24 protein-coding genes are annotated in these 25,941 nt (G+C 45.7%); 9 read left to right on the top strand and 15 right to left on the bottom strand.

Annotation, left to right across the window (positions count from 1 at the left end):
• The first annotated feature begins 5 nt into the window (after positions 1 to 5).
• Together R3D00_29655 and R3D00_29660 are read left to right on the top strand one after the other, a co-directional pair.
• Positions 6 to 320: a YbjQ family protein gene (locus tag R3D00_29655; protein MEZ4777380.1), complete on the top strand. Its 315-nt coding sequence runs from the start codon at positions 6 to 8 to the stop codon at positions 318 to 320.
• An 18-nt stretch (positions 321 to 338) separates the two neighbouring features.
• Entirely contained in the window at positions 339 to 725 is a 387-nt protein-coding gene (locus R3D00_29660) for a RidA family protein (protein ID MEZ4777381.1), read from the top strand.
• Positions 726 to 764: 39 nt separating this feature from the next.
• Here R3D00_29660 and R3D00_29665 read toward each other — a convergent pair whose 3' ends face one another.
• The 7 genes from R3D00_29665 to R3D00_29695 all read right to left on the bottom strand — a co-directional run bounded on the left by R3D00_29665 (position 765) and on the right by R3D00_29695 (position 10,274).
• A complete protein-coding gene (locus R3D00_29665) occupies positions 765 to 1,436 on the bottom strand; it encodes a bifunctional 4-hydroxy-2-oxoglutarate aldolase/2-dehydro-3-deoxy-phosphogluconate aldolase (protein ID MEZ4777382.1) in 672 nt (223 codons plus the stop codon).
• Positions 1,437 to 1,678: 242 nt separating this feature from the next.
• The gene (locus R3D00_29670) at positions 1,679 to 2,131 is read right to left on the bottom strand and encodes a hypothetical protein (protein MEZ4777383.1); all 453 of its coding nucleotides are present in this window, start codon (positions 2,129 to 2,131) and stop codon (positions 1,679 to 1,681) included.
• 128 nt (positions 2,132 to 2,259) lie between these two features.
• A complete protein-coding gene (locus tag R3D00_29675) occupies positions 2,260 to 3,198 on the bottom strand; it encodes a fatty acid desaturase family protein (GenBank protein MEZ4777384.1) in 939 nt (312 codons plus the stop codon).
• A gap of 13 nt (positions 3,199 to 3,211) precedes the next feature.
• Complete coding sequence (locus R3D00_29680; GenBank protein MEZ4777385.1) at positions 3,212 to 3,829, bottom strand: hypothetical protein; 618 nt, start codon at positions 3,827 to 3,829, stop codon at positions 3,212 to 3,214.
• 234 nt (positions 3,830 to 4,063) lie between these two features.
• Complete coding sequence (locus tag R3D00_29685) at positions 4,064 to 4,492, bottom strand: DUF3421 domain-containing protein (protein ID MEZ4777386.1); 429 nt, start codon at positions 4,490 to 4,492, stop codon at positions 4,064 to 4,066.
• A 140-nt stretch (positions 4,493 to 4,632) separates the two neighbouring features.
• Positions 4,633 to 5,874: a hypothetical protein gene (locus R3D00_29690; GenBank protein MEZ4777387.1), complete on the bottom strand. Its 1,242-nt coding sequence runs from the start codon at positions 5,872 to 5,874 to the stop codon at positions 4,633 to 4,635.
• Positions 5,875 to 6,071: 197 nt separating this feature from the next.
• Positions 6,072 to 10,274: a two-component regulator propeller domain-containing protein gene (locus R3D00_29695; GenBank protein MEZ4777388.1), complete on the bottom strand. Its 4,203-nt coding sequence runs from the start codon at positions 10,272 to 10,274 to the stop codon at positions 6,072 to 6,074.
• Positions 10,275 to 10,573: 299 nt separating this feature from the next.
• Here R3D00_29695 and R3D00_29700 point away from each other — a divergent pair, with 299 nt between their 5' ends.
• Positions 10,574 to 10,798, top strand: coding sequence for a hypothetical protein (locus R3D00_29700; protein ID MEZ4777389.1), 225 nt, complete (start codon positions 10,574 to 10,576; stop codon positions 10,796 to 10,798).
• 94 nt (positions 10,799 to 10,892) lie between these two features.
• On the opposite strand, the gene R3D00_29705 is transcribed toward R3D00_29700, so the two are convergent.
• Positions 10,893 to 11,927 carry a sugar kinase gene (locus R3D00_29705; GenBank protein ID MEZ4777390.1) on the bottom strand — a complete coding sequence of 345 codons (1,035 nt, stop codon included), beginning with the start codon at positions 11,925 to 11,927 and terminating at the stop codon, positions 10,893 to 10,895.
• Entirely contained in the window at positions 11,927 to 13,345 is a 1,419-nt protein-coding gene (locus tag R3D00_29710) for a DUF1080 domain-containing protein (protein MEZ4777391.1), read from the bottom strand. Before R3D00_29710 ends, R3D00_29705 begins: the two co-directional genes overlap by 1 nt.
• 25 nt (positions 13,346 to 13,370) lie before the next feature.
• Between R3D00_29710 and R3D00_29715 the strand changes: the two genes are divergently transcribed.
• Positions 13,371 to 13,880: a hypothetical protein gene (locus R3D00_29715; protein MEZ4777392.1), complete on the top strand. Its 510-nt coding sequence runs from the start codon at positions 13,371 to 13,373 to the stop codon at positions 13,878 to 13,880.
• On the opposite strand, the gene uxuA is transcribed toward R3D00_29715, so the two are convergent.
• Positions 13,851 to 15,053 carry a mannonate dehydratase gene (uxuA, locus tag R3D00_29720; GenBank protein MEZ4777393.1) on the bottom strand — a complete coding sequence of 401 codons (1,203 nt, stop codon included), beginning with the start codon at positions 15,051 to 15,053 and terminating at the stop codon, positions 13,851 to 13,853. The genes R3D00_29715 and uxuA overlap by 30 nt on opposite strands.
• 33 nt (positions 15,054 to 15,086) lie before the next feature.
• Positions 15,087 to 15,902 (bottom strand): SDR family oxidoreductase, encoded by an 816-nt coding sequence (locus tag R3D00_29725; protein ID MEZ4777394.1) that lies wholly within the window; start codon positions 15,900 to 15,902, stop codon positions 15,087 to 15,089.
• Positions 15,903 to 16,051: 149 nt separating this feature from the next.
• On the opposite strand from R3D00_29725, the gene R3D00_29730 reads away from it, so the two are divergent.
• Positions 16,052 to 17,089 (top strand): LacI family DNA-binding transcriptional regulator, encoded by a 1,038-nt coding sequence (locus tag R3D00_29730; protein MEZ4777395.1) that lies wholly within the window; start codon positions 16,052 to 16,054, stop codon positions 17,087 to 17,089.
• 54 nt (positions 17,090 to 17,143) lie between these two features.
• Here the strand turns inward: R3D00_29730 and dnaK are convergent, their stop codons facing one another.
• Together dnaK and R3D00_29740 are read right to left on the bottom strand one after the other, a co-directional pair.
• Complete coding sequence (gene dnaK, locus R3D00_29735; protein MEZ4777396.1) at positions 17,144 to 19,033, bottom strand: molecular chaperone DnaK; 1,890 nt, start codon at positions 19,031 to 19,033, stop codon at positions 17,144 to 17,146.
• Between the two features lie 21 nt (positions 19,034 to 19,054).
• Positions 19,055 to 19,507, bottom strand: coding sequence for an Hsp20/alpha crystallin family protein (locus R3D00_29740; protein MEZ4777397.1), 453 nt, complete (start codon positions 19,505 to 19,507; stop codon positions 19,055 to 19,057).
• A gap of 171 nt (positions 19,508 to 19,678) precedes the next feature.
• On the opposite strand from R3D00_29740, the gene R3D00_29745 reads away from it, so the two are divergent.
• From R3D00_29745 to R3D00_29755, 3 genes are all read left to right on the top strand, one after another.
• On the top strand, positions 19,679 to 20,473 hold the full coding sequence (locus R3D00_29745) for an SDR family oxidoreductase (GenBank protein MEZ4777398.1): 795 nt from the start codon (positions 19,679 to 19,681) through the stop codon (positions 20,471 to 20,473).
• A 32-nt stretch (positions 20,474 to 20,505) separates the two neighbouring features.
• Entirely contained in the window at positions 20,506 to 21,390 is an 885-nt protein-coding gene (locus R3D00_29750; GenBank protein MEZ4777399.1) for an aldose 1-epimerase family protein, read from the top strand.
• A gap of 78 nt (positions 21,391 to 21,468) precedes the next feature.
• Entirely contained in the window at positions 21,469 to 22,050 is a 582-nt protein-coding gene (locus R3D00_29755; GenBank protein ID MEZ4777400.1) for a YceI family protein, read from the top strand.
• Between the two features lie 55 nt (positions 22,051 to 22,105).
• Here the strand turns inward: R3D00_29755 and yiaK are convergent, their stop codons facing one another.
• Positions 22,106 to 23,110: a 3-dehydro-L-gulonate 2-dehydrogenase gene (yiaK, locus tag R3D00_29760; protein ID MEZ4777401.1), complete on the bottom strand. Its 1,005-nt coding sequence runs from the start codon at positions 23,108 to 23,110 to the stop codon at positions 22,106 to 22,108.
• 22 nt (positions 23,111 to 23,132) lie between these two features.
• Entirely contained in the window at positions 23,133 to 23,630 is a 498-nt protein-coding gene (locus tag R3D00_29765) for a hypothetical protein (protein ID MEZ4777402.1), read from the bottom strand.
• Positions 23,631 to 23,839: 209 nt separating this feature from the next.
• Here R3D00_29765 and R3D00_29770 point away from each other — a divergent pair, with 209 nt between their 5' ends.
• On the top strand, positions 23,840 to 25,939 hold the full coding sequence (locus tag R3D00_29770; protein ID MEZ4777403.1) for a PAS domain S-box protein: 2,100 nt from the start codon (positions 23,840 to 23,842) through the stop codon (positions 25,937 to 25,939).
• Positions 25,940 to 25,941: the final 2 nt, after the last annotated feature.

Here is a 25,941-nt window from a genome sequence, read left to right on the forward strand (position 1 = left end):
CGACTATGCTTGTTGTAAATACCCCTGATATACCCGGAAGAACAATCGAAACGGTCATAGGTATGGTACGCGGCAGTACTACCCGGGCCCGGTTTGTCGGAAGAGATATTATCGCAGGCTTTAAAATGCTTGCAGGTGGCGAAATTTCAGAATATACAGAACTCCTCACCGACGCCCGCGACCAGGCAATCGATCGTATGATTGACGAAGCTGAAAAACTCGGTGCCAATGCCATCGTCAATGTGCGCCTGGCTTCTTCCTCGATTGCTGCGGGTACTTCTGAAATTCTCGCTTACGGAACCGCCGTTATTGTTTCCTGATACTTTCCAGCTATTCATATGAAAAAAATTATCCATACCCCTCACGCACCTGCACCCATCGGCCCTTACAGCCAGGCTGTACAGGTAGGAAATACCCTCTATGTCTCCGGACAGATTGCCATTGATCCCGATTCCGGGTCGATGATTACAAATGAAATTCAGGAGGAGACCGCGCAGGTAATGAAAAATATAGGTGCGATCCTGCAGGCCGCCGGTCTTTCTTATGCACACATTGTCAAAACCTCCATTTTTCTCAACAGTATGGATGACTTCGCCAAGGTAAATGCAGTGTATGGGCAATATTTTACCGCAGATTTCCCGGCAAGAGAAACCGTAGAAGTTTCGGTTCTGCCCAAAAATGTAAATGTAGAAATTTCCGTAATCGCTGTTTCCGACGCTGTGTGATATTCACTTTAGTCAGCACCGGAAACAACTTGTCAATATCTATTTGCGCACTTCTTTAACCAAAGCCAGCGCATCTTTTACCTTTTGGGTCAGACTGGCGTAATCGCGGTTTTTGATGATGTCTGCGGAGATCAGTTGTGAGCCCATGCCTACGCAGGTAACGCCTGCGTCAAACCATTCTTTCAGTCCTTCACGGGTAGGACTTACCCCACCGGTGGGCATAATACTGGACCATGGACACGGGCCTTTCACCGCTTTTACAAAGCTGGGGCCGCCTACTTCCGCACCGGGGAAAATTTTCACAATTTCAGCCCCCAATTCTTCCGCATAGCTGATTTCAGACAAACTCCCGCAACCCGGAGCCCAGAGAATTTTGCGGCGGTTGCAGACTTTCGCCATGTCGGGGTTCAGTACAGGGGAAACCACAAAATTGGCGCCCAGTTGAATAAATAATGAAGCAGTGCCGGCATCCAGCACCGAACCTATGCCCAAAATCATTTCAGGCAGTTCTTTCGCTGCGTATTTATTCAATTCACCAAATACCTCATGGGCAAAATCACCCCGGTTGGTGAACTCCAGTGCACGGATACCTCCGTCATAACAAGCTTTAAGCAGATTTTTGCAGAGCTCAAGGTCTGCATGATAAAACAGTGGAAGTATCCCCATCTGCTGAAAGGTAGTCGCTACCTGAATTCGTGTAAAACGTGCCATGATTATAGGTTTTTCTACTCCGTTTAAACAAACTCCGAAGGTATAGAACGGTTGCCAATATTACAATTGAAGTTGGCAGAAACGCTCCCGCTATTTTTTACGATTGTCATGCATCCTACATTGACTCTTCTGCTCTTTTCCTTAATTGTTACTCACCGGCATCAGCGAAATCTCTGACCTCACCGCCGACGGCTATCAGGGAGGATTTGGAATGGGGAAATAAAGTACATCCTGCTATATACCTACACGATTTTTTTGTAATGATGCAGGGTGAATCTGTTCCAGCCTTTTTTTGTTTTGGATTCCACCGCCCAGTTCATCCCGGTTTCTGCCGGCCAGTATATCATCCGGGCCAATCCGGCGGGCATTATGGCTTCAAAACATATCGCATCAGGGTGGATGTCGGTGCCGTCAGACAGTCTGCCAGATGAATTTTTCCCGTCTGAAGTAAAAGACCAGAACGTAATCAGATCATCTTTGATCCCGTACAGTGCGTGCTCCCGATAGGACTGTGTTCCAAAATTCCATTCTGCATCCAATTGTACATATTTCCCTCCGAGTACCTGGGTAAATTTTCTGGTGCACATCACCTTTCCCATGGGAGAATCGGCCTCAGCGTGCCATTCCCCCAACAGAGGCGTCAGAACCCCTAATTTTCCTCTGCCTTTTTTCCAGTCCGGATTTTTCGAAGCCATAGTTCTAATGATTATTCCGAAGGAAAATTACGGAGGATTTTAAAATTTCCCGTGGGCAAAATGGAGGTTTTCAGGGCTTTAATGTTCCGGGAAGGGGAGTTTCATTAAATAACGTGAGAATCATATTATTACCCTCCGCTTAGTTCCTGTATCAAACCGGTAGTATATCCCTGAGTTAAATGGGCTTTTTCCACAAACTCCTCCTGTTTCCGGAGTAGCTTGTGCAGTTTGGGCAGATGATAAAATGGAACGCCCGGATATAGATGGTGTTCCAAATGGTAACCTACCTGGTGAGGGGAAATAAAGAAACTTTCAAGAAGGTTGGGTTTTACGGTTCGGGTTGAAGAAAGCAGATTATCGTAGGCCAGTCCACCAAAATGCTCAGCCACGCTCCGTATATACTGAAACATGAAAAAAGTGGAGAGGTAGGGCACGATCCAAAAGAGCAGGTAATATTTCCAGATTCCCAGCCACGTGATGGTACCAAAAAGCACAAGGTAAAAAATGAGTTTCACTGGCGTTCCTTTTGTTTGTGAGTTTTGTTTTTTCCCCATTCCCCCAAATCTTTTGAAAAACCAGATGGAATCCATGATTCCCTGATAAAGGATGAGGTATGAGCCGAGCATGAGAAAAAATTCCAGCCGGGATTTCGGAAAGGTAAATGCGCGATTCCCCAGTTTGGCTACCCAGTCGGGGTCTTCCTCCGTGTTCAGTTTTTGGTGGTGGGCCAGGTGATTTTTTCGGTAAACTTCAATTGACGAAAAGATGGGATACATGATAAACAGATTGGAAAACAGGTCATTCAGGGTTTTGTTTTTCAAAAACCGAAAATGCGTAGCATCATGCATCAGGATTGCCAGCGCATGCATTCTGGCACCAATGACCAATACCGCAAAAAAATACACCCAGGGCGCCGGGAATTGAACGTAGAGAAAGATCGCTGCAAAAATCAGGATCCAGTCCATCAACATGGCAGCACCGTGAAGCCAGGATTTGGTTTTATAGAGTGGTTTCAGCTCTGAAGGATTGAGTTTAAAGCCTAACTCACTTGCATCAAATGTTCTCATATTTATCGGTTTTTTAAGATGAATGATTGGTGGATGACAAAATCTGCGAAGTCTGATAGTTGCGGATCTGGGTCAAACGCGCCCACTTATAGCTAAGAATCTCCATAAAAGCGTGAAGACACATATGGCGGTCGCCACGGAAAATGAAGGTTTTCCTGTCGTTTACCATATCCCGGTGGATCAGGACAGATCTGGGGGTTGAGCTGTACAAACGTGCCAGAGAGGCCGAACAGGTACCAAAAACGATGTTTTTGGCACCATACCATCTCAGGGAAAAACCCAGACACATCCACACAAAAGTGTTGAGTGCGGTATTCCTTCTCACCTTCGGGGCAATCCAGAAACAGGTAATCTCCGTGCAATCGCCGATTGCGCCAAGTTCATGGTACAACTGTTCGCGGGCATCGGGGTTAGCAAAAACCTCCAGAGTACGCAGAGTCTCACCTTTTCCAAGGATAAAACCTCCGATCATCTGCTTCTGGTAATAAATACCATATACCCGGTTGCCGCTGCCGGAGAGATATGCTTCAGGTACCTGGAGTCCTGAACACCTGAAATAGATTTCTCCATATTGGGTCAGGTCGTCTTGCCGGGTAAGTTTTTTGAGATGGGGGATGCTAATGAGTTTCATAATAAAAGGTTTGTTGTAATAAGGTTTTTTAAATGGGTTTTAGGCAGCTCACTCCCAGCTATACTTAAAGGAAAATGGTTTACGAAAAATTTGGCTTTCATCCGACATTTATTCGTATCTGCTTTTGCGGATGGTTATTTCTATCACTGCTGATTCGCAAACCACTTTCCTATCAGTCTGATTAGGTGGGCCCATGTTGATGGCAGAATATCAGAATAGCTATTTATTGCCAGATCACTTTTCCACCAAAACCTCGTACACTTTTAACAAATGCTCTTTGTGCCCATACGGAATAAGAGCCCCCCCCTGCCCTGATCTGATCTGCCCCGGATGCAACCCCCCTTCGAGGAATGCGCGTGCTGCATAGACTGGTGCGCCTGTGACTTCAATGCCTACAACAATGGCGCCGTCCGGTATTTGGCCTTCTGAGGCTGTCACCCATTTCCCTCCGCCGCAATACACTTCATATTCTTCTACTTTAATTTCCTGGCCTCCCCAGCCAATATTGGCCGCACCGAATCGCAGCCTTACTTTTCCCGGATACAAACCTTGCCCTGTTTTGGCACGGCAAAGAAAAAGAGGGTTCAAATTGTTTTCATACCCAGCGACAATAGCGCCTTCGGGTATATTGCCTTTTGAGGCAACTTTCCAATAGATATTCATGACAGTTGTTATTTTAAACAGTTGAAAAAAAGATATGAACTCGATCCAGACTCCTTGAAAAAGAAAGAATGGAGAGAATTTACAGCATGGTTCAGCGCAACAACGCTTCTGAGTGGTCGACTTTTAGAAATATTAAATGATCATTCATCTTCGCCAGACTCCTGTTTACCTAAAGCCTGCGTATCATTTCCCGACAGGGCGTCTGCTGCCACAACTTTTGTTGTTGCATGGAATCCAAAAGCACCGATTAGCGTACCCGCTATTTTCACAAGAGCAGATGAATTAAAAGAAGATTTCGCAGGTGTACCGTTAAAGCCTTTGGAAATGAGAATGGCTAAAATTTCTTCTTCTTCCAGAGGATCGCCGCCGTCCGGAGCATATTCATTAATCTTATCAGCAAACCCCCGCACTGCCCACGTAGAGGTGAACCCAACCTCAGCATCATCGACCCAGTCTATCGTCCCTATAATCTTTACATGTTCATTCTCAGGGACATGTATAGCGGTAGAAAATTGATATTCAACCTCTGTGGTGACGGCAACGTTTTGATTAGCGCTAAAGGTCGCATCCACGCGGAGCTCTGCTTCTACATCAGCTATGCCGAATGGTGCTGACACGGAGGTCGAAACCGTAGCGCCTACAGCCAGCGTTTGTGAGAACCCAAACTCGAAGGTGCTCACTTTACTTTTTGTTACAGTTGAAGTATCATCAGCAGTAACCCCTAACTGGGGATCCAGATCTACTTCTTTCACAAAAAGAACATCCGTCCGTGTACGATTTTTATCGCTATTTTCACCAGTATTTGCTACGGTAGTATTTCCACCGGCAGATTTATCAGGAGGTGACAACATATCTAAGTCCCCTTGCTCGTATTCGATATCCATCAGTTGATACTCCAGCATAAGCCTGGCAGGAGTAATTTTCCAATCGGCGTTAGGCTCATTTTTCTTATAGAGCACAGGTGCATGACTATTATTCGGCTCATCAGCTTTCAAATAGTGCCTGGCGTAATCGTCCTGAATGGACCAGATGACTTCTTTACCTTCCTGCGCTGAGAAACTTATCAGCATTGTGCGTTTGTTATCGCTTGCTCCTGTCCAATAAACAGGCTCTTCATCTTTCCAGTCCAGGGTCAGATATTTGTTTGATTGCATGATGCGAATGCTACAACTCCAGGATCCACTTATACTTCTTCCCTTAGCATCTTTATTCCAAGCTTTCAAAACGATGTCTTCAAATTTGAAGTAGGTAAATATCGAGGTAGCATTGTCAAGGTATGCTCTCGGGACATCTGTCGGCGATCCCCATACGCGAAGGTTCTTACCACTTGTGTGGGTAATGTGGAAATAAAAGTTTTCCAAAATACTCTGAAAATTTTCCATAATAACTAGTAATTAAAGTGCCTAAAAATGATTATTCCATGTATTTCCATTTGATAACCCAAAGATGAGGCGACCTTCAATTATCTTACTGGATGAGCGTACAGAATATCTGTACATGGCTACCATCTCTTCATAAAAACAATAGCACATGAGTTCCATCGAGATGGAACTCAACAAATTAAATATCTAAAAATCAATCACTTGCGGACGGCAGAGGGAGGGATGCCAAATTCTTTGCTGAAGGCTCTTGCAAAATAGTTAGGGTCAGAAAATCCAACCTCATAGGCGATTTCCGAGACATTTAGTTCTGAAGTAAGCAGCAGTTCTTTCGCTTTTTTAAGCCTTATTTTTTGAATATAGCGGATGGGGCTTTCACCGGTCAATGCGTTGATCTTGCGAAAGAGTTGGGTACGACCGAGGCCGACTACCCTACACATGTCTTCAATACCAAGGTCAGATTGATCTATCTTATCCTCTATTAGCTGTAGGATTTTTTGTAAGAAAATATCATCAAGCGTCGGCTCGCCTTTGATTAGGAGGCTACCTGAAGGTAATTGCAGACTCACCTGGGCATAACGCTCCAATAACATCTTCCGCAATGCTACCAGCTTCTCTAGCCTTACCAAAAGCTCCTCCTTGTTGAAGGGTTTCTGGAGGTAAGCATCTGCACCGCTTTTTAGCCCGGCAATCCGGTCTTCCTCGGTGGCCTTGGCGGTAAGGAGAATAATGGGTATATGGCTGGTGCGTGTGTCGTTCTTAAGGGTTTCGGTAACTTCAAAGCCGTCTTTCCGGGGCATCATCACGTCGCTGATGATAATGTCGGGAATAAGCTCAAAGGCCTTGTCTATGCCGGTCTGCCCGTCTGCGGCTGTTTCGATCTGGTATTCCTTTGCCAGCAACTGGCGGATGTAGTAGGTCACATCGGGATTGTCTTCCACCACCAGTAGCAGGGGGTTGCCAGCCGAAGATTCTTCGGTATCCAAAGACGACGAAACCGTTTCTGGCTCAGACACTTGCAAAATATCGGTGGGCTTAACGTTTATCGCTTCCGCTACCGCCATGTTGCGAATGGGCAGCAATAGGGTGAAGACCGTCCCTTCTCCCAGCCTGCTTTCTACTTGTATGCGGCCCTGCATCAGTTCTGACAGTTCTTTGGTCAGCGCCAGGCCGATGCCGGTTCCTTCTCCTCTGCGGGTAACCGTATTGTCCACCTGATAAAAGCGGTCAAAGATATGAGTCAGATTTTCTTCGGAGATCCCAATGCCGGTGTCGCTGACTTTGAGTTGAAAATAGGGCTGGCCGGCTTCTGTCTGCTGTTGTGTGTGCAATACGACTTTGCCTCCGGGTTCGGTAAACTTAAGGGCATTGGAAAGGAGGTTATAGACGATGTGCTGTATTTTTATTTCGTCAAAATCCATGACGAGGCTTTTCACCTCAGTATAGAAAAATAGCCTGATCCCATCTTCTACCGCCCTGCTTGAAAATGATTCTGTAAGGTATTCCAGATAGGGGATGATATCGGCCTGCGTCATCTCCAGCTTCAACATACCGCTTTCGAGCTTGGAAAGGTCGAGCAACTGGTTGATCAGACGAAGGAGGTTTTGACTGTTGTTTCGAATCAGGGAAAAACCTTTGGTAAATTTCCCTTTATCAGCTACCCCGGCTGAAGATTGTTGAATAAGATCGTTCAACTCGTTGGTCATGCCCATGATGACCGTCAGCGGCGTACGGAATTCATGTGTGATATTGGTATAAAGGCGGCTTTTCAGCGCATCCATTTCCCTGATTTTTTTTGCCTCTTCCTGCTCCAACCTGCGGTTTAGCTGGAATTTGTAAAACCAGAAAGTTGCCCCACCTAATATAAATATATAACTCAACCAGGCCCACCACGTTTCCCACCAGGGGGGCAGGATGGTGATTTCCAGGCTTGTGCCTTCTTCATTCCACACCCCGTCGCAATTGCTCGCTTTGACTCTGAAGGTGTAAGTACCCGGGCTGATATTGGTAAACGTGGCGTTACGCTGGTTGTTGATGTATTGCCAGTCGTTATCGAAATTCTCCAGCATATAGGCATACTCATTCCGGTCCGGCGCAGTGAAATCCAGGGCTGCAAATTCGAAGGAAAATATTTTGTCCTGATAAGACAGGACAAGGTTGGAGGTCTGATCGACTGGTTTTTCCAAAGGAGAGCCGGGCATACCAAACCTGACTTTTTTGTTGGCGAGCAACAGGTCGGTAATAACGACCGGGGGTTTAAATGTGCTGTTTTGTATATCGCCCGGAAAAAAGGAATTGAAGCCGTATATGCCACCAAAAAACAATTCCCCTGACGGGCTTTTGAAGTAGGAACAAGAATTAAATTCGTTGTCCTGAAGGCCGTCCTGTTTGGTATAAGTCAAACATATATGCGAGGTGGGGTCAAATCGGGCGATCCCCTGATTGGTGCTCATCCAGAGCCAGCCTTCCTCATCGGTCAGAATGCCGTAGATGACGTTGTCGGGCAGTCCGTCTTCTTTGCTGAAGTGGGTGAAGGTCTGGTCTGCTATTTCAAAGCGGTTTAGCCCACCTCCGGCTGTGCCTATCCATAATACCTTTTCAGGATACCGGGGGTCAGGGCAAATCGTTTTAATGCTGTTGTTGGACAGACTGTTCCGATCTTTCGGGTCATTGACATAGGAGGTGAAAGTCTCCTGCACTGGGTCGTAATGTTTCAGGCCTTCGTTCGTGCCCAGCCAGAAAGTGCCGTCGGCACTCTGGTGGATGACAGGTGTTCCTGTCAGACCCTGATTGAGCTTTGGATCATCGAGATAAGGCTTTCCCTGAAAAGTTTTGCTGCTTTCGTCAAACCGCCCAAACCGTTTGTTTGTGATGAGCCAGACTTGCCCTGTCGTATCCTCATATATATCGAAAATATCTTCTCCATCCGGGCCCACCTTGTAAAAAGAGTAATCTGTGATCTGCCCGTTTTTAAGTACCCATTTTGTGAGTACAGACTGAACTCCCCCTACCCAGAGGTTGCCCTGCCTGTCTTCACAAAAAGCATAAAACGTCCCGATCATCTTGTCAGATGAATTCCCCGCCCAGGGGTTGTTTAATCCAACGACTTGTGGCTTTTTTTCTTGTTGTCTGTTCCATCTGAGCACCTGAATACCATTTGAAAGCCAGACCGTACCGTCTGCGGTTTGGCAGAGGGTTCTTATACTATGATCGGTAGCCCCTACATTCCAGCTTTTTCTCCTGAACCTATTGTTGATGGTAGAATATTTGAATAGCCCTAATCCCAGTGTCCCGGCCCAGATGTTTGAGGCATTATCTTCCAATAAACATTTCACGCCTACCGGAAGGTCAATAGGTCCGGTATTGGGGCCGATGGTTTTCATGCTGTATTCTACCTGATGTGTGGCAGGATTGTAAACGGCCATGTTAAAATTTCCAATTATCCAAAGTCTTCCCCGGCTGTCTTCCAGGCTGATATGTGCGGTTCCTACCAACGGGGAGTTGAAATAATCACTCCGGTCAAAATCCAACGGTTCAAAATCGAAGCGACCGCTGGCGGGATTCCACCTTCCGATACCCTCAACCGTTCTGATCCACAGGGTTTTATCATTGCCTGAGAACAAAGAAAAGGTATTAGGATCAAAGTTGACATCTCTGGGTTTATACGGATAGTCGGTTACCTTTCTGGGTTTCCATTTTTCATCGAGTATATCCTCCCAATCCAGATCTGTAGCTGTATGGGCATTTTTTGTTGCGTCCCATTTGATGAGGGTGATATGGCGATAATAACTTACCCAGATATTACCTTCCGTATCAGCATTCAACCTGAAAACCAGATTAACTCCGGTTTCATCCGGATACAGTACCGTAGGTGGATAAACGGAAACTTGTGCTGTTGCGACCTCGCGATTTGAGTTGGCAAATGCCATTTTAATCACCCCATTATTTATGGTGCCCAGCCATATATTTTTATCCCTGTCTTCCGTAATGCAGAAGATAGTCATATCGGCAAGCGGGGTTTGAAAATCAGCGGAGGCCGGAAAGTTTACCCGGGTAAAAGACGCGGTCTGAGGGTTGTACAAATTCAGACCTTTTTCTGTACCTACCCACAGACGGCCTTCACTGTCTTCCAGCAAGCTGTAAATGAAATTATTGGAAATCGAGAGGGAGTCGAAAGGGTCGTAAATGAAGGTTTTGAAGTTATAGCCGTCGAAGCGGTTCAGGCCGTCCTTGGTGCCTACCCAGATGAAACCTGCCCGGTCCTGGCATAGGGCAGAAATATAGTTTTGCGAAAGCCCCAGTTCATTTGGAATGCGCTCAAACTGAATGTTTTGTGCAAAAACCAAAGGACATACCAGTAGCAATAAAGCCAGCAATACCGCCTCATGTAAAATGATATTCACAAATCTAAGAAATACAAGCCCCCAGCCTTGCGGGAAATGCCTGTTCTCTTTAAGGCACATGCTCAGTAGTTAGTTTTTCGTTTTTGTTGTAAAATTTCAGATTATCCTCTTACAATTTAAACTTTTTCAATTGAGCTTTTAGTAAAATTTGTAAAAATGAATGATTGCCTCAAATGTCTTTTTGATCTCCGCATTTTTTAACCCGCATTCAAATTCATGCCCGTACCTCTTCATTTCAATGAAATGATGGTTTATATTGTTTTCGGCCAACCACAGGACGAGTTCCAAAACTTCAGAAAATGGGGCGGTTTTTCTCCATTTTCTTTTTCCCATACAACCGCATCTGTAATATCCGGAAGAATGTCGGGCAGTTTTGCTGCCGGAGCAAGTCTGTAGTCAATGGCACCTATTCAATAGCCATTTTCCAGATAAAACGCCATTTGCTCCTGCGGCAAATCTTCCCGACTTTTCCAAATCAGCACTCCGCCATGAATCCAGACAATCATCGCCGGAAAGCACGTTAGACCGTCATATCATCTTCTCATTTTTCCGAATATGGCGATGCAGTACACACCGAAGTTTGCAAAAACATAAGCATTTCTGATGAAAGCCCGTGTATTACCTGCTTACTCTTCCCGATCCGTCACCCTCCATGAGTTTTTCTACCTCATCCACAGTTACCATATTAAAGTCTCCGTGAATAGTATGTTTCAGACATGAAGCTGCTACGGCAAAATCAAGTGCCTTTTGATCATCATTTGGATATGTCAGCAAACCGTAAATCAGTCCGCCCATAAAGGAGTCTCCGCCGCCCACACGGTCCACGATATGGGTGATCTGATAGGTTGGGGCACTGAATAATTGTTTCCCATCCCACAATACCCCTGACCAGCTATTGTGTGAGGCAGAAACAGAACCACGCAGGGTGATGATTACTTTCTTTGCTCTGGGAAAACGCGCCATCAACTGACGTCCGACCGACTCATAGGCAGCTCCCTCGACATGGCCTTTGGTTACATCCACTCCTTCAGGGTGAATATTAAATACTTTTTCAGCATCTTCTTCATTACCCAGGATGACATCACAACCTTCGACCAATTCTGCCATGACTTCGCTGGCTTTTTTGCCGTATTTCCAGAGGTTTTTCCGGTAATTGAGGTCGGTAGAAACGGTGATGCCCATCCGGTTGGCGGTCTGTATCGCTTCGAGACAAACGTCTGCTGCGCTTTGAGAAATGGCAGGCGTAATACCTGTCCAGTGAAACCAGTTGGCATCGGCAAATATTTTTTCCCAGTCGAGCATTCCTTTCTTGATTTCTGCAATAGAGGAATGGGCACGGTCATAGACCACTTTACTGCCGCGGCTCACGGCGCCGTGTTCGAGAAAATATATACCCAGCCTGTCACCGCCAAATACGATATGATTTACCCCTACATTGTGTTTGCGGAGGTTGGCTACGGCAGCCAGTCCCAGGTCGTTGTTGGGCAGGCGGGTTACATATTCGGTCGGAATACCATAATTAGCAAGGGATACAGAGACATTGGATTCGCCACCGCCATAAGTCGCTTCAAAAGAGGAAGCCTGGACAAAGCGCTGAAATCCCGGTGTGGAAAGGCGAAGCATGATTTCGCCAAAGGTTACTACTTTTTTCATTATAGCTTTCTGATTTTAATGCTGCGGAAGTGTACTTCGTTTCCATGGTCCTGAAGGAGAATGTGTCCACTTTGCCAGTTGCCAAAATCTTTCCATTCTGCATACTTACTCCGGGCAACTAACGCGCCAAAAGCCTGGTCACCACGCTCATAGGAAACAATTTTACGGTTATTGAGCCAATGCTCGACATGTGCACCGACAAATTCCGATTTTTCCAGGTTATTGCCTTTCGGCCATTCTTCCACCCTTGTCCCGCTTACCACAATACGCGCATGATTCCATTCTCCGGGCGCATTTACTACTTTGCCTTTATTGGCGGGAATGAGATCATAAAGTGATCCGATCTTACGGTTTCCTCCGGCTCCCAGGGCCGCATCCGCATGTTTTTCATCATCAAGAATCTGATACTCCAGACCGATAGCAGAACCTGCATTGGGTTTGCCTTTGAGATATTCTTCGGTAATAAAATATTTGATCCCGCTGTTTGCGCCGGGGGTTATTTTAAAGTCTAACTGGAACTCAAACGTGCTGTATTCATCCATCGTAACAATATCTCCGCCATTTTGAGCTTCCGCTCCGGAGGATGACATGACAATCAGCTCGCCATTTTCAACTTTCCACCCTTTGGCAGGAAATGATGTCTTATGTGCACCGCGCCATCCCTGGGTGGTCTTACCATCAAAAAGCAGCTGCCAGCCCTGCGCTCTTTCCTGAGGAGAAAGGTAGTTGGGTATATTATTGACAACATGAATATCTGTCCATGGACTGGGTTTCAGGTTTTCGGTCTGGATAAAAATATTCCTCCACTTGATCTGCTTTCCTTCCGGATCTTCCTCTCTGATGGCATGCACCTGAAGGGCAATAAAACCTTCTGCGGTCATATCATCAATCAGATCTGCGGTCGGGATGCCATTTACCCAGGTACGGATAGAAGACCCGATAGCCTCGACGCGGTAATGGTTCCACTGGTTATTTTTGAAAGCTGTGCGTCCCTCAGGATTTTGATCTAGCGGGTACAGCCAGCCACGTCTTGCTTCATCATAAATACCGCCGCTCCATCCGCGTTCTGATGGGTCAATTTCAATCTGGTAGCCGTGCACCCGGCCTTCTTTGTATTCAGGAAGGCTGTTGGAGCGAATCTGGATACCGGAATTCATTTCAGGGTCTACCCAAAACTCAAGCTCCAGAATAAAATCGCCGTACATTTTTTCCGTGGCCATAAAACTGTTGGGTGTACCACGCACGGTAGTTCCTACAACCGCACCATCTTCCACGGTGTACTTTGCCTGGCCGTTGAGTTGTTTCCAGCCGGTAAAATCTTTACCGTTAAAAAGGGTTTTCCACTCTCCCTGCCCGAAAACAGAAAAAGACAGACATAGAAAAAGTGTGATCAGGGGGGAAATTCGAAAATGTCGCATAGTAGTAGTTAATTGTTAATGGTTAATGGATGTTGGCTTTTGGATGTTGGCTTTTGGATGTTGGCTTTTGGATGTTGGCTTTTGGATGTTGGCTTTTGGATGTTGGCTTTTGGCTGTTGGCTGTTGGCTGTTGGCTGTTGGCTGTTGGCTGTTGGCTTTTGGCTTTTGGATGTTGGCTTTTGGCTTTTGGCTGTTGGCTTTTGGCTGTTGGCTTTTGGCTGTTGGCTTTTGGCTGTTGGCTGTTGGCTGTTGGCTTTTGGCTGTTGGCTTTTGGCTGTTGGCTGTTGGCTGTTGGCTGTTGGCTTTTGGCTTTTGGCTGTTGGCTTTTGGCTGTTGGCTTTTGGCTTTTGGCTGTTGGCTGTTGGCTTTTGGCTGTTGGCTTTTGGCTGTTGGCTTTTGGCTGTTGGCTTTTGGCTGTTGGCTTTTGGCTGTTGGCTTTTGGCTGTTGGCTTTTGGCTGTTGGCTTTTGGCTGTTGGCTGTTGGCTAATAGCTAAAGGCCAATGGCTAATAGCTAAAGGCTCTTTTGATGCCTAGTTCCAGGCCGCGAAGTTCGGCGAGGCCGCGTAACCTGCCGATGGCAGAGTAGCCGGGATTTGTTTTTTTATGGAGATCATCGAGCATAAGGTGCCCGTGGTCAGGGCGCATCGGGATGGCGCTGTTGGGGTTTCCGGCTTTTGATCTTTTGGACTCTTCCTCAACCAATGCCTTTACGACTTCATACATATCGACATCACCATCGAGATGGTCGGCTTCATAAAAATTGCCTTCTGCATCGCGGCGGGTACTTCTCAGGTGAATAAAGTGAATATGGTCGCCCAGTCGTTTTACCATTCCCGCCAGATCGTTATCTGCCCTTACGCCATAGGAGCCGGTACAGAAAGTGAGGCCGTTGGATGGAGACTTTACCGCATGAATGAGGAAATTGGCATCGGCTTCCGTGCTTACGATTCGCGGCAACCCAAGGATAGAATACGGCGGATCATCGGGGTGAATCGCCATTCGCACGCCGGCTTCTTCAGCAACAGGAACGATCTCTCCGAGGAAATATGCCAGGTTTTCGCGCAAACGGTCTTCATCCACATTTTTATAGGCATCGAGTACGGTTTGCAACTGATCCAGCGTATATCCTTCATCAGACCCGGGCAAACCGGCAATGATATTCTGTTGTAATTGAGTTTTCGCAGCATCATCCAGTTGGGCGAAATACTCTTTTGCTTTTCGCCTGTCATCATCAGAATAAAGCCCCTCTGCTCCCGGTCTTTTGAGCATAAACAACTCAAAAGCAGCAAAAGCGATCCGGTCAAACCGCAACGCTTTGGAGCCATCGGCAACTTCGTATTTAAGATCAGTGCGGGTCCAGTCCAACACAGGCATAAAATTGTAACAGACAATGTTTACACCACAGGCTGCGAGGTTTCGGATGCTCTGCTTGTAGTTTTCGATCATCCGTACACGTTCGGGACTACCGGTTTTTATGGGATCGGGAACGGGTATGCTTTCTACAACTTCCCAGCGAAGATTGCGGGGTTTGTTGTTGACCTCGTCCCATTCGATGATTTGTTTGCGATGATTAATTTCATCGATTGTCCACACTTCTCCATTGGGAATATGGTGAAGGGCGGTTACTATGCCCGTTGCGCCAGCCTGCATTACATCGGAGAGGCTTACAGGGTCATTGGGGCCATACCAGCGCCAGGATTGAAGCATATGATTAGATATTATGTTGAGGCAATATACAGATTAAACACCACTCCAGGCACTAAATCCTCCATCAATGGGAACCACAATACCGGTTACAAATTTTGAAGCATCACTACACAACCACTGAATCGTGCCATTCAGTTCTTCGGCTTCGCCAAATCTGCCCATCGGAGTATGCGCAATAATGGTTTTTCCCCGGTCGGTCAGGCTGCCATCTTCATTGAGCAAAAGGTTGCGATTTTGATCGCCAATAAAAAATCCCGGAGCGATGGCATTCACCCTGATTCCACCACCAAACTTCAGCGCCAGTTCTACCGCCATCCATTTGGTAAAATTATCTATCGCCGCCTTGGAAACAGAATAACCTACTACCCGGCTGATTGCCCGCTGGGCAGTCATAGATGAGATATTGATAATCACGCCTTGTTTCTGTGCAGCCATTTGCTCCCCAAACACCAGCGCGGGAAGGACAGATCCATTGAGATTGAGGTCAGAAACTTTTTTAAATGCTTCGATGGAGAGATCAAATATGGTTTGGTTGGGGCCAATGGTAGCACCTGGCATATTTCCTCCTGCGGCATTGATCAGCACGTCAATTTTGCCCCATTGGGCCATTATGGCATTTTTTGCAGCGATGAGGTTATCTTTATCCAGGACATTGGCTTCAATCGCGATGGCTTCGCCACCTTCCTTCGTGAGTTCGGCTACACTTTTTTGTGCCAGTTCTAATCGCAAATCGAGAATGGCGATACGGGCACCAGCCTGTATCAGACGTTGAGCCATAGATCCGCCCAAAGCACCTGAACCACCGGTAATAGCAATGACTTTACCTGAAACATCAAATGGGTTTTGCATAAACTGCTTAAACTTTTGTGTAATTTCCAGCAACGATTTAATAAAAGAAAAAGCAATTACAAAGGGTTTATTCTCAATAAGTTAAGATTATGTGTTTGGGAACGGTTGCAGGAAAAGGTTTTTTCTGTCCAAATTCAATATATTAAAATATGGATTATCACGCGGTCACGATCAAGGATATTGCCCGAAGACTGGGAATTTCCAAATCCACGGTTTCCCGGGCATTGCGCGATCATCCCAATGTCAAAGAGGAAACGAAAAAGGCTGTAACAGCACTTGCCACTGCGCTTGACTATCACCCTGACCCTGTAGCATTGGGGTTGTTAAATCGCAAAACCTTTACTTTGGGTGTAATCGTGCCCAACCTCAGCTTTCCTTATTTTTCTCTTGCCGTGAGTGGTATGCAGGAAATCGCTTCCAAAGCCGGGTACCAGATTATGATCTGCCAGTCCAACGAAAGTTATGAAACCGAAAAAGCGGTTATCCGCACGCTGACCGCCAACCGCGTGGACGGGTTGATTTTGTCGATATCGATTGAGACCCGAGACGATTCACATATCCGGGAACTTCTGCGAAAAAAGGTGCCGCTGGTCCTTTTTGACCGGGTGATGGAAGAAGTAAATGTACCAAAAGTTGTGATGGACAATACGGATGCAGCGTTTCGGATGACAGAGCATCTGATCATGCAGGGATATAAACGAATTGCCCATATAGCGGGGCCGGAGGCGCTCCTCGTCAGTCACCAGCGTGTCAGGGGTTATGAAGTTGCATTGAAGAAATACGGAATCCCTGTTGACCGTGATCTGATCATTTACAAAGGATTCCGGATTGAGAATGGGCGTGAGGCTGCAGAGGCTTTTTTACAGCTACCGCACCCCCCCGATGCCATTCTGGCAGTATCTGACAGCGCTGCGGCCGGGGCTATGATGATATTGGAGGAACGTGGTTTGCAAATCCCGCAAGACGTCGCTGTTTCGGGTTTCAATGATGAAATTTTCACCAGCTTTGTCAAACCCACAATGACGACGGTCTCATTGCCGATGTATGCCCTTGGGCAGGAGGCCATACGTATGCTGTTGCGACAGATCACGCATCCGGAAGAACCTGTTTCCTGTGTCCCGCAGGTTTTAAAATCTTCACTCGTATTACGGGAATCAACCCGGAGGAAAAACGATGCTGAGCTATAAAAAAAAAGGTCCGCCAAACCGGCGGACCCACTGGAGAAAGAAAATCTCACTTTATTATTTGTCGTCGACTTCTTCGTATTCGACGTCTGTAACATCACTTTCCGGCTCTGAAGCTGCATTTCCTGCATGTGCCTGGCCATTTTGCTCAGCCTGATACAACTCGGTAGATGCATTTTGCCATGCAGTGTTAAGCGCAGCCATTGCTGCATCAATTGCGCTAAGGTCTTTTGCCTCATGTGCTGCACGCAATTCTTTCAAGCTACCTTCAATTGCAGATTTGTGATTTTCGGAAAGTTTATCACCCAGATCCTTCAGTTGTTTTTCTGTACTGAAGATCAGTGCGTCAGCTGCATTGAGTTTTTCAGCCTGCTCTTTTCTGAGGCGATCGGCTTCTTCATTTTCCTGCGCTTCGCGCTTCATTTTTTCAATTTCCGCATCGCTCAGGCCGGTGGAAGCTTCAATCCGGATTTTTTGCTCTTTTCCGGTCGCCTTATCGCGGGCACTTACATGAAGAATACCGTTGGCGTCAATGTCGAAGGAAACTTCAATCTGAGGAATACCGCGAGGTGCTGGTGGAATGCCATCGAGGTGGAATTTTCCAAGCGTACGGTTGTCCATCGCCATGGGGCGTTCTCCCTGCAGAATATGGATTTCCACTGATGTCTGACTGTCGGACGCTGTTGAGAATACCTCCGATTTTTTGGTCGGGATGGTGGTATTGGCTTCAATCAGACGGGTAAATACGCCGCCCATGGTTTCAATACCGAGAGAAAGGGGTGTAACGTCGAGAAGCAATACGCCAGTAACATCACCGGAAAGAACACCGCCCTGAATCGCAGCACCAATAGCAACCACTTCGTCAGGGTTTACGCTCCTGTTGGGTTCTCTTTTGAAAAAGTCTTTGACCAGTTCCTGTACTTTAGGGATACGGGTAGATCCACCTACGAGGATCACCTCGTCCACTTCTTCTACAGAAAGCTTGGCAGCTTTGAGTGCTTCGCGACAAGGAGTAAGACAGCGGTCAAACAGCTTGTCAGCCAGTTGCTCAAATTTCGCCTTGGTAAGCGTTCTCTCAAGGTGTTTGGGGCCATTGGCGTCCATAGAGAGGTAAGGCAGGTTGATCTGAGACTGACTGGTGGTAGAAAGCTCAATTTTTGCAGTTTCAGCAGCTTCTTTCAGACGCTGCATGGCTTTAGGGTCTTTGGTAAGATCCACATTGTGCTCCTGCGCAAATTCAGCAACCAACCAGTTGATAATGATCTGGTCAAAGTCATCACCACCCAGATGGGTATCACCATTGGTTGAAAGCACTTCAAATACACCGTCTCCCAATTCAAGGATAGATATATCGAATGTACCACCACCGAGGTCAAATACGGCAACTTTAATATTTTTGTCTTGTTTATCGAGACCATAAGCCAATGCAGCAGCAGTAGGCTCATTGATAATACGACGAACTTTCAGGCCGGCGATTTCACCAGCTTCTTTGGTTGCATTGCGCTGTGCGTCGTTGAAGTAAGCAGGAACCGTGATTACAGCTTCTTTTACTTCATAACCCAGATAATCTTCAGCAGTTTTCTTCATTTTCTGAAGAATCATGGCAGAAATTTCCTGCGGGGTATAGGTACGATCATCGACCTTTGCTACAGCCAGGTTGTTTCTACCGCTGGCGATTTCATAGGATACGCCCCCTTTGTCTTTTTTTGCGTCAGGGTAAGTAGCACCCATAAAACGCTTGATCGAACGAATGGTTTTCAGCGGGTTGGCGAGGGACTGGCGTTTTGCCTGTTCGCCTACGATACGCTCACCGTCTTTGGAAAACGATACCACAGAAGGAGTCGTTCTTTTTCCTTCTGCATTTACAATCACCGTCGGCTCATTCCCCTCCATTACGGCTACGCAAGAGTTCGTAGTTCCTAAGTCTATTCCTATAATCTTACTCATCTGATGCTTATTTTGATATAATTATTCGATATTTATTTTAGAAGTATCTTCCGTCTCATCTCCGGTATTCCGGGGAAAACGTATAAAAAGCAAACCCATCTCATATTTGGCTTTTACCTCCTCTATCACCGCGCTTACCGGCAGGGTAAATGATTTGATAAAATTGCCATACTGACGTTCCTGCTTCTCATATACATAATTCTCAGAACCTTGCACCGGAAATTTTGTGCCTTTCACATTAAGAATCCCGTCATGAATCTGTATGGAAACATCTTCTTTTTTCACTCCGGGGATTTCCAGTTCAATCACGTATTGGTCTCGGGTAAGATATACATCGGTACGGACTCTAAGTTCCGACCCTGTACTATCGCCGCTGAATACGTCATCCATAAACCCGCCGACTTTTTTTTGCAGGTCTGAAAACCCCTCCTTAAAACTTTGGAAGAAATCCTCAGGTTTGTTTTCATTATTCATTTAGACAGGTGGTTATATTGGTTTTATTACGTCCGCAATCCTAGTGCCATGGGGGTTTTGTTGCCTTTTTGACTGAAAATACTTGTCAATATGGCAGTATGACAGCACTTTCCTTCCTATATTACCGCACTTTTCAATAGAGATAACCTAATTCGCAGAAAAGCAACCGGCATGAGTTTCAACAACCAGATAGTATGGATCACAGGCGCTTCTTCCGGTATAGGCGAGGCGTTGGTTTACGCCTTTGTACAGGCTGGGGCAACGGTCATTGCTTCTGCCCGGAGGGTAAATGAACTGGAGCGTGTGCGCAAAGCCTGTGGTGAAAAACAAAATCAGGTAACCATTGTTCCGCTGGATCTGGCTGACACTTCAGATGTGGATACCATAGTCAATGCCCAGGTTCAATTGCACGGGAAAATCGATATCCTCATCAACAATGGTGGTATCAGTCAGCGGTCTTTAATAAAAGATACACCGATCGAACTGGACCGTCGCATCATGGAGGTAAATTATTTCGGCCAAATAGCCCTTACCAAAGCGGTTTTACCATGGATGTTGAAGCAAAAAAGAGGGCATCTCGTAGCTGTAAGTAGTCTGACGGGCAAGTTTGGTTTTCCTCTCCGCTCTGCATACGCCGCCACAAAACACGCCCTCCACGGTTTTTTTGAAACCGCACTCCTTGAGTTAAAATCAGAAAATATACATGTTACGGTTGTCAATCCCGGGCAGATTCGCACCCAGATATCCCTACACGCTCTTAAGGAAGATGGCACAGCCCAGGGAATCATGGATCCCGGGCAGGAAAATGGGATGACCGCCGAAGTTTGTGCCCAAAAAATCATTGCAGCCATTCGTAAAAATAAAGCTGAAGTAACCATTGGCGGCAAGGAAGTTGTGATGGTATATTTAAAGCGGTTTGTGCCTGGATTATTCAGGAAAATCGCTACGCGGATAAGCGCCCGATAAATCTTTTAAATATTGATCTCAACTTTACCTCTATGGAAACCATTCAAAACGATACGCTGCGTATCGCTGTTAAACCCTCAGGCGCAGAGCTTTGCAGCATCCAGGCTCTGGCTACCGGGAAAGAATATATGTGGGAAGGGAATCCCGCTATCTGGGGGAGTTTCGCACCCGTTCTGTTTCCGATTGTAGGAACCCTGAAAGACAATACGTACCTGTATAATGGAAAATCCTATCAGTTATTCAGACATGGTTTTTTTCGGGGAAATGATAAAGTAACGCTGGTAAAAAAGACAGAAAACCAGCTTGCCTTTTCGCTGAAAAGTGATGCAGAATCGCTGAAAGTTTATCCATTTGAATTTGAAATGGTGATCGCTTTTACCCTCGAAGGAAAAAGTGTGCATATATCTCATGAAGTCAGGAATACCGGTAATGAGACCATGTTTTTTTCCGTTGGAGGGCACCCTGCATTCAAATGCCCGTTGAACGAGGGGGAAACTTATGAAGATTATTATCTGCATTTTGATCAGAAAGAAAACGCCACCACATGGGATTTGAACAGCGGGGGCATTATCACACAAAAAGGAAGAGTAGTTCTGGATAACAGCGACCAGCTACCATTAGATCGCCACCTGTTTGACCATGATGCACTGATATTCAAACACCTGCGATCTGCATCAGTAAGTCTGAATCATTATCTCAACGGGCCGGTACTTGAGGTCGATTTTAATGGCTGGCCTTATCTGGGCATATGGGCGAAACCTCAGGCACCTTATGTATGTATTGAACCTTGGCTGGGAATTGCCGACAGTGTGGATACCGACCAGCAAATTGAAAACAAAGAGGGGATTTTATCCCTTTTGCCCGGAAAAACGTTTATGGCAACCTTTTCTATAAAGATTATGAATCTGGAGGAATAGAAACTACGCAACAAGTGTCTAATCTTCCAGTATTGGAGAGCCAGTCATTATCCAAACAATTAAAATTAAAACTAAAGAATGCGAACAATCACAACTTTATTCACTCTTATCTGCCTCGCAGCAGGCTTACAGGCACAAACCAACTGGGCGCTGGATAAGTCCCATACGGGTATCAAGTTTACCACCACCCACATGCTGATTTCTGAGGTAGAAGGTCAGTTTGATGACTTTGCCGGCACAGTTACCAGTACAAGTGAGGACTTCAATGGTGCTGCTGTCGAATTTTCTGCAAAAACTGCCTCGATCAACACAAGCAATGAGCGACGTGATGGCCATTTGAAAGGCGAGGATTTTTTTGATGCAGAAAAATATCCAGAGATCAAATTTGTCGGAAAAATCGTCAAAAAAGGCAAAAAATATTTTCTGGAAGGTGATTTCACAATGAAAGCGACAACCAAGCCTGTGAAATTTGACGTAGCCTACAATGGCACCATATCTGGCTCACGTGGCAAGAAGGCTGGATTTAAGATTACAGGCGTTGTCAACCGATTTGATTACGGATTGGCGTGGAGTAGCGCAATGGAAGCCGGCGGACTGGTGGTGGGGGAAGATATCACCATTACCTGCAATGTCGAGTTGAATGAAGTAGTAGCGAAGTAAGACTACTGAAGACTTACAAAAAAAGCCACTCCGGTTCGGAGTGGCTTTTTTTGTGCTACATCGCACAGATTTCTTCCCAGAAACGGTCATCTACAGGGATACCATTTTCAATATTATATTTACGGGTCTGAATGGTTCTTTCACCGGGATAATACACCTGCTCACCTTCCCGGGCCGGTTCGGCGTCATGGACTGCCATGAGCGTTTTTTTTATGACTTCCTGGTAATGGACCGGATCGCCAACCGAATGTGGGTCAATCGCTAAAAATACCTGGGACAGTCCATATTCGTCAGATCCTTGTTCCCCAACCTGTACCGTACACATTCCCCCGGACAAAACGCTCGCCACAAGGTCAAGCACCAGCGACAAACCCGATCCTTTCCAGAACCCAAAAGGAAGGGCACGCCACGATTTTTCTATTTCACCCGGGTCAACGGTGAGTTCTCCTCTGGTATCAAAACCACCTGGCACAGGGAGCAGTTTTCCTTCTCTGCGATAGGCTTCTATTTTGCCAAAAGAAAACTGGGTCATAGCAGTATCCAGCACAATGGGATGATCAGGTGCTGGAAGCGCAATGATCAAAGGATTATTACCGAGGACGGCATTTTTTGCGCCCCATGGAGGCATATTGGGTTGGGTGTTGGTAAAACAGATACCGATGAAACCCGCCTCAGCCGCCTGCCAGCCATATGCGCCGCCCCGCATCCAGTGGTTGGTATTGCGAAGGGCCACAAGGCCCATACCGTTTGTTTTGGCAATAGAGAGGGCACGATCCATACAAAACTGTGCGTTGAGATTTCCCGGCCCCAGGTTGCCATCCCATTGTTCTATCACTCCGATGGCGGCAATTTTTTCGGGGATGGCATCTACATTAATATACCCTTTACGGATATATTCGACGAAGCGGGGAAACCGGTTTAACCCATGTGAATAAACACCATCCAGGCTGGCTTCTGAAAATAAACGGGCACAGGTATCGGCACGGTCAGCCGAAAAGTCAAACTTACGCAACACCCGGACTAATTCCTGGTGCATACGCAGAAAAGATATCCTGGACATACAACTAATCTTAGGGAGCGTTTTATAATTTCAAACGCCTAAGATAGTAAGTTGTGCCGAAATAAACATCCCCATTGGGTTTCCAATCATTACTTCCCTCTCTGAAAAGTGTTTCGTCTTTACTCCAGGTACGGACAAAAAATCCGTTTGTGACGAGGCTGACGGTGCGTTCGTAGTGAAAATCGAAATGGCCGCCGGCTTCCACGCGATGCACGGTAAGGGTCTTCCATTCCGGTGTATTGTTGGCATGCTTTATTTTGGTAGCAAGTACAGGCATATAGGTAGCCCTGATTGAAGCAGTACCATAAGCGCCATCGGTGAGAGAGGAAGCGTAAATGTAAGAGGGAAGAAGACTCAGTGCGAGACCAAAATTTGAAACTGTGGTTTCCGCCAGAGTATGTTTATCTATCTTTACCACCGGCATTCTTCCAAAAAAAAACTCATTCTGGAATGCGGGGAAATACTGAGCATAGCAGGCTCCATAAAGGCAAAAAGTGAAGATGAATACAAAGTTTTTCATACAAGCAGAATTTTGTATTAAATTGGTTCTTTCAAACCATTTAAAGTTGGAACAAAAACTGCACTTGCACCATTACGAAAATTCGTAGCGCTATCGCTTATTTAAAATAAATCATGGGGGAGGATTTAACATAATCCTAACTTTTGGTAAATTAACCTGGTGTTTCGGGACGTACTATTTATCATCAATAAAAGTTACTGTAATTGCCTATGCCTGGACAAACGCATTATATCAATAGGCTAATCCCTGCAAGCTCTTTAGAATCCCTCAACAGAAGATCTATATTTTTATTAGACACGTGGAGCGCTGTCATTACCGATGTAGCAATATTCCTGATTTTAGTGCTTACCGGATACGGAAGTGTTACAGTATATGTTTTTTTGGGAATCCCGTTGATTCTCCATCCGCTGAGCATCTGGTTTTTCCATCATAAAAACAGGGCAGTTAGTGTCATCCTGTTTATTTCGACATCTGTATTTCTTGTAGTCTCAGCAGCTATTGTCCTTCCAGCGATCCGATACGAATCGATGATGATGTTGCCCATAGGCCTTTCTTCGTTTTTGTATCTCGAAAACAAAAAAATTGCCAACAGATTTTTTTTAACGCTTTGTGCAATCGGCATCACGATGCTGGCGATTGAGTTGTTTGTAGAAAGTCCGCCGATAGTTGAAGGGCCATTTATTATTTACAATCAGATTGTCATCCTGATGATTTTTATTGTGATTTTCACCAAACTTTTCAACCTGACAGCCCTGTATACCAATCTGCTGAAAGATTCTGAAAACAACGCAAAAAATCTGGTAAAAAGCGAATCCAGATACAGAGATCTGTTTGAAAATGTCAATGAAGGAATTGTACAGATAGATAAGGAAAGAAGAATTATTGCCAGTAACAAAGCTGCGCGGGAGTTGCTGGAAATATCGGGAGAGTATCCTGTGCATGTACTGGATCTGATTCACCCTGATGAAAATGAAAATGCCAGTAAATATTTCAAAATCCTTAAAACAGAAGGGAGATTTTCAGATTTTCAAAGTAAGTTTTCTTTTCCTTCAGGGAAAACCAAATACCTTGAAGTAAGTTCGCTCGGCATATTTGATGAAAACAGAAAACTTATTGGCTCACGCGACATTATCAGAGACATTACAGCAGAGCGGGAATCCGAAATAGCAAGGACGCAAACAGAAGAAAAATACCGTAGTTTATTTGAAAATAACCTTTATGGTATCGCGCTGCTTGATCAGGAAACTCGTTTTCTTGATTTCAACAAAGCCTTCATGGACATGATGGGTTACGATCAGGAAGAACTAAAAGCGCAAAGTGTTGTCTCACTCACAGAAGCGTCTCATGTAAATTACAGCATCCGCAATTTTGAAAAACTAGTAAGGAAAGAGGTCCTCTCATTCACTCAGGAAAAAGAATACGTGCGTAAAAATGGAGATCATTTCCATGCTATTGCAGCGGTAAAAGGAATCTACGATGCTTCCGGAAACTTTATCTCAGCAATTGCAACCGTTCAGGACATCACCGAAAGAATCTGGCAGGAAAAAATCATCCGAAAGCAGGTAACCAACCTGAATGAAAAAAACCTGGAACTGGAAAAATACATCACATCCAATCTGGAGCTGGAAAATTTTGCCTATATCGCTTCCCATGACCTCCAGGCCCCCATCCGATCCATCATCAGTTTTACCCAACTGCTACATCGCACAATGGGGGACAAACTCAATGAAGAAGAGAAAGAATATATGGGATTTATTCTTTCCGCTTCCAACAATATGTATAATCTAATCCGGGATCTGCTCACACTTTCCCGTGTCAATACGACAAAAATTCGTTTAGAAAAGCTGAATCTTCAAAAAATCATATCCGACATAAAACTTGAACTCAAACCAGTTATCGACGAAAAAAATGCAACCATTCATATTGGACAATGCCCGCTGGATATAAGAGGAGACCGGACAAAAATTTATCAGCTATTCCAAAATCTCCTGACCAATGCGATGAAATTTCAAACAAAAGGGAAACGCCCGGAAATTGAAGTCTCCTGCGAAACGCGGCCAGATGACTGGCTTTTTTGCATCAAAGACAACGGAATCGGAATACCTGAAGAGTACCAGGAGAAAATTTTCCTCCTTTTCCGCCGCCTGCACAACAATCATCATTTCGAAGGAACAGGCATAGGCCTGGCTTTATGTAAAAAGATTGTCGCACAGCATAATGGACGCATTTGGGTAACCTCTACCCCCGGCGATGGCAGTCAGTTCTATTTTACCATTGCCAAAGATATTGAAGCAGACTTAAACACGTAATT

The organism is Bacteroidia bacterium, from assembly GCA_041391665.1.
Lineage (GTDB): Bacteria > Bacteroidota > Bacteroidia > J057 > J057 > JAGQVA01.

What these genes read in the sequence shown, in the direction of transcription:
- R3D00_29655 (MEZ4777380.1), top strand. Translation starts at nt 6, where the DNA reads ATGCTTGTTGTAAATACCCCTGATATACCCGGAAGAACAATCGAAACG.
- R3D00_29660 (MEZ4777381.1), top strand. Translation starts at nt 339, where the DNA reads ATGAAAAAAATTATCCATACCCCTCACGCACCTGCACCCATCGGCCCT.
- R3D00_29665 (MEZ4777382.1), bottom strand. Translation starts at nt 1,436, where the DNA reads ATGGCACGTTTTACACGAATTCAGGTAGCGACTACCTTTCAGCAGATG.
- R3D00_29670 (MEZ4777383.1), bottom strand. Translation starts at nt 2,131, where the DNA reads ATGGCTTCGAAAAATCCGGACTGGAAAAAAGGCAGAGGAAAATTAGGG.
- R3D00_29675 (MEZ4777384.1), bottom strand. Translation starts at nt 3,198, where the DNA reads ATGAGAACATTTGATGCAAGTGAGTTAGGCTTTAAACTCAATCCTTCA.
- R3D00_29680 (MEZ4777385.1), bottom strand. Translation starts at nt 3,829, where the DNA reads ATGAAACTCATTAGCATCCCCCATCTCAAAAAACTTACCCGGCAAGAC.
- R3D00_29685 (MEZ4777386.1), bottom strand. Translation starts at nt 4,492, where the DNA reads ATGAATATCTATTGGAAAGTTGCCTCAAAAGGCAATATACCCGAAGGC.
- R3D00_29690 (MEZ4777387.1), bottom strand. Translation starts at nt 5,874, where the DNA reads ATGGAAAATTTTCAGAGTATTTTGGAAAACTTTTATTTCCACATTACC.
- R3D00_29700 (MEZ4777389.1), top strand. Translation starts at nt 10,574, where the DNA reads ATGGGGCGGTTTTTCTCCATTTTCTTTTTCCCATACAACCGCATCTGT.
- R3D00_29705 (MEZ4777390.1), bottom strand. Translation starts at nt 11,927, where the DNA reads ATGAAAAAAGTAGTAACCTTTGGCGAAATCATGCTTCGCCTTTCCACA.
- R3D00_29710 (MEZ4777391.1), bottom strand. Translation starts at nt 13,345, where the DNA reads ATGCGACATTTTCGAATTTCCCCCCTGATCACACTTTTTCTATGTCTG.
- R3D00_29715 (MEZ4777392.1), top strand. Translation starts at nt 13,371, where the DNA reads ATGGATGTTGGCTTTTGGATGTTGGCTTTTGGATGTTGGCTTTTGGAT.
- uxuA (MEZ4777393.1), bottom strand. Translation starts at nt 15,053, where the DNA reads ATGCTTCAATCCTGGCGCTGGTATGGCCCCAATGACCCTGTAAGCCTC.
- R3D00_29725 (MEZ4777394.1), bottom strand. Translation starts at nt 15,902, where the DNA reads ATGCAAAACCCATTTGATGTTTCAGGTAAAGTCATTGCTATTACCGGT.
- R3D00_29730 (MEZ4777395.1), top strand. Translation starts at nt 16,052, where the DNA reads ATGGATTATCACGCGGTCACGATCAAGGATATTGCCCGAAGACTGGGA.
- dnaK (MEZ4777396.1), bottom strand. Translation starts at nt 19,033, where the DNA reads ATGAGTAAGATTATAGGAATAGACTTAGGAACTACGAACTCTTGCGTA.
- R3D00_29740 (MEZ4777397.1), bottom strand. Translation starts at nt 19,507, where the DNA reads ATGAATAATGAAAACAAACCTGAGGATTTCTTCCAAAGTTTTAAGGAG.
- R3D00_29745 (MEZ4777398.1), top strand. Translation starts at nt 19,679, where the DNA reads ATGAGTTTCAACAACCAGATAGTATGGATCACAGGCGCTTCTTCCGGT.
- R3D00_29750 (MEZ4777399.1), top strand. Translation starts at nt 20,506, where the DNA reads ATGGAAACCATTCAAAACGATACGCTGCGTATCGCTGTTAAACCCTCA.
- R3D00_29755 (MEZ4777400.1), top strand. Translation starts at nt 21,469, where the DNA reads ATGCGAACAATCACAACTTTATTCACTCTTATCTGCCTCGCAGCAGGC.
- yiaK (MEZ4777401.1), bottom strand. Translation starts at nt 23,110, where the DNA reads ATGTCCAGGATATCTTTTCTGCGTATGCACCAGGAATTAGTCCGGGTG.
- R3D00_29765 (MEZ4777402.1), bottom strand. Translation starts at nt 23,630, where the DNA reads ATGAAAAACTTTGTATTCATCTTCACTTTTTGCCTTTATGGAGCCTGC.
- R3D00_29770 (MEZ4777403.1), top strand. Translation starts at nt 23,840, where the DNA reads ATGCCTGGACAAACGCATTATATCAATAGGCTAATCCCTGCAAGCTCT.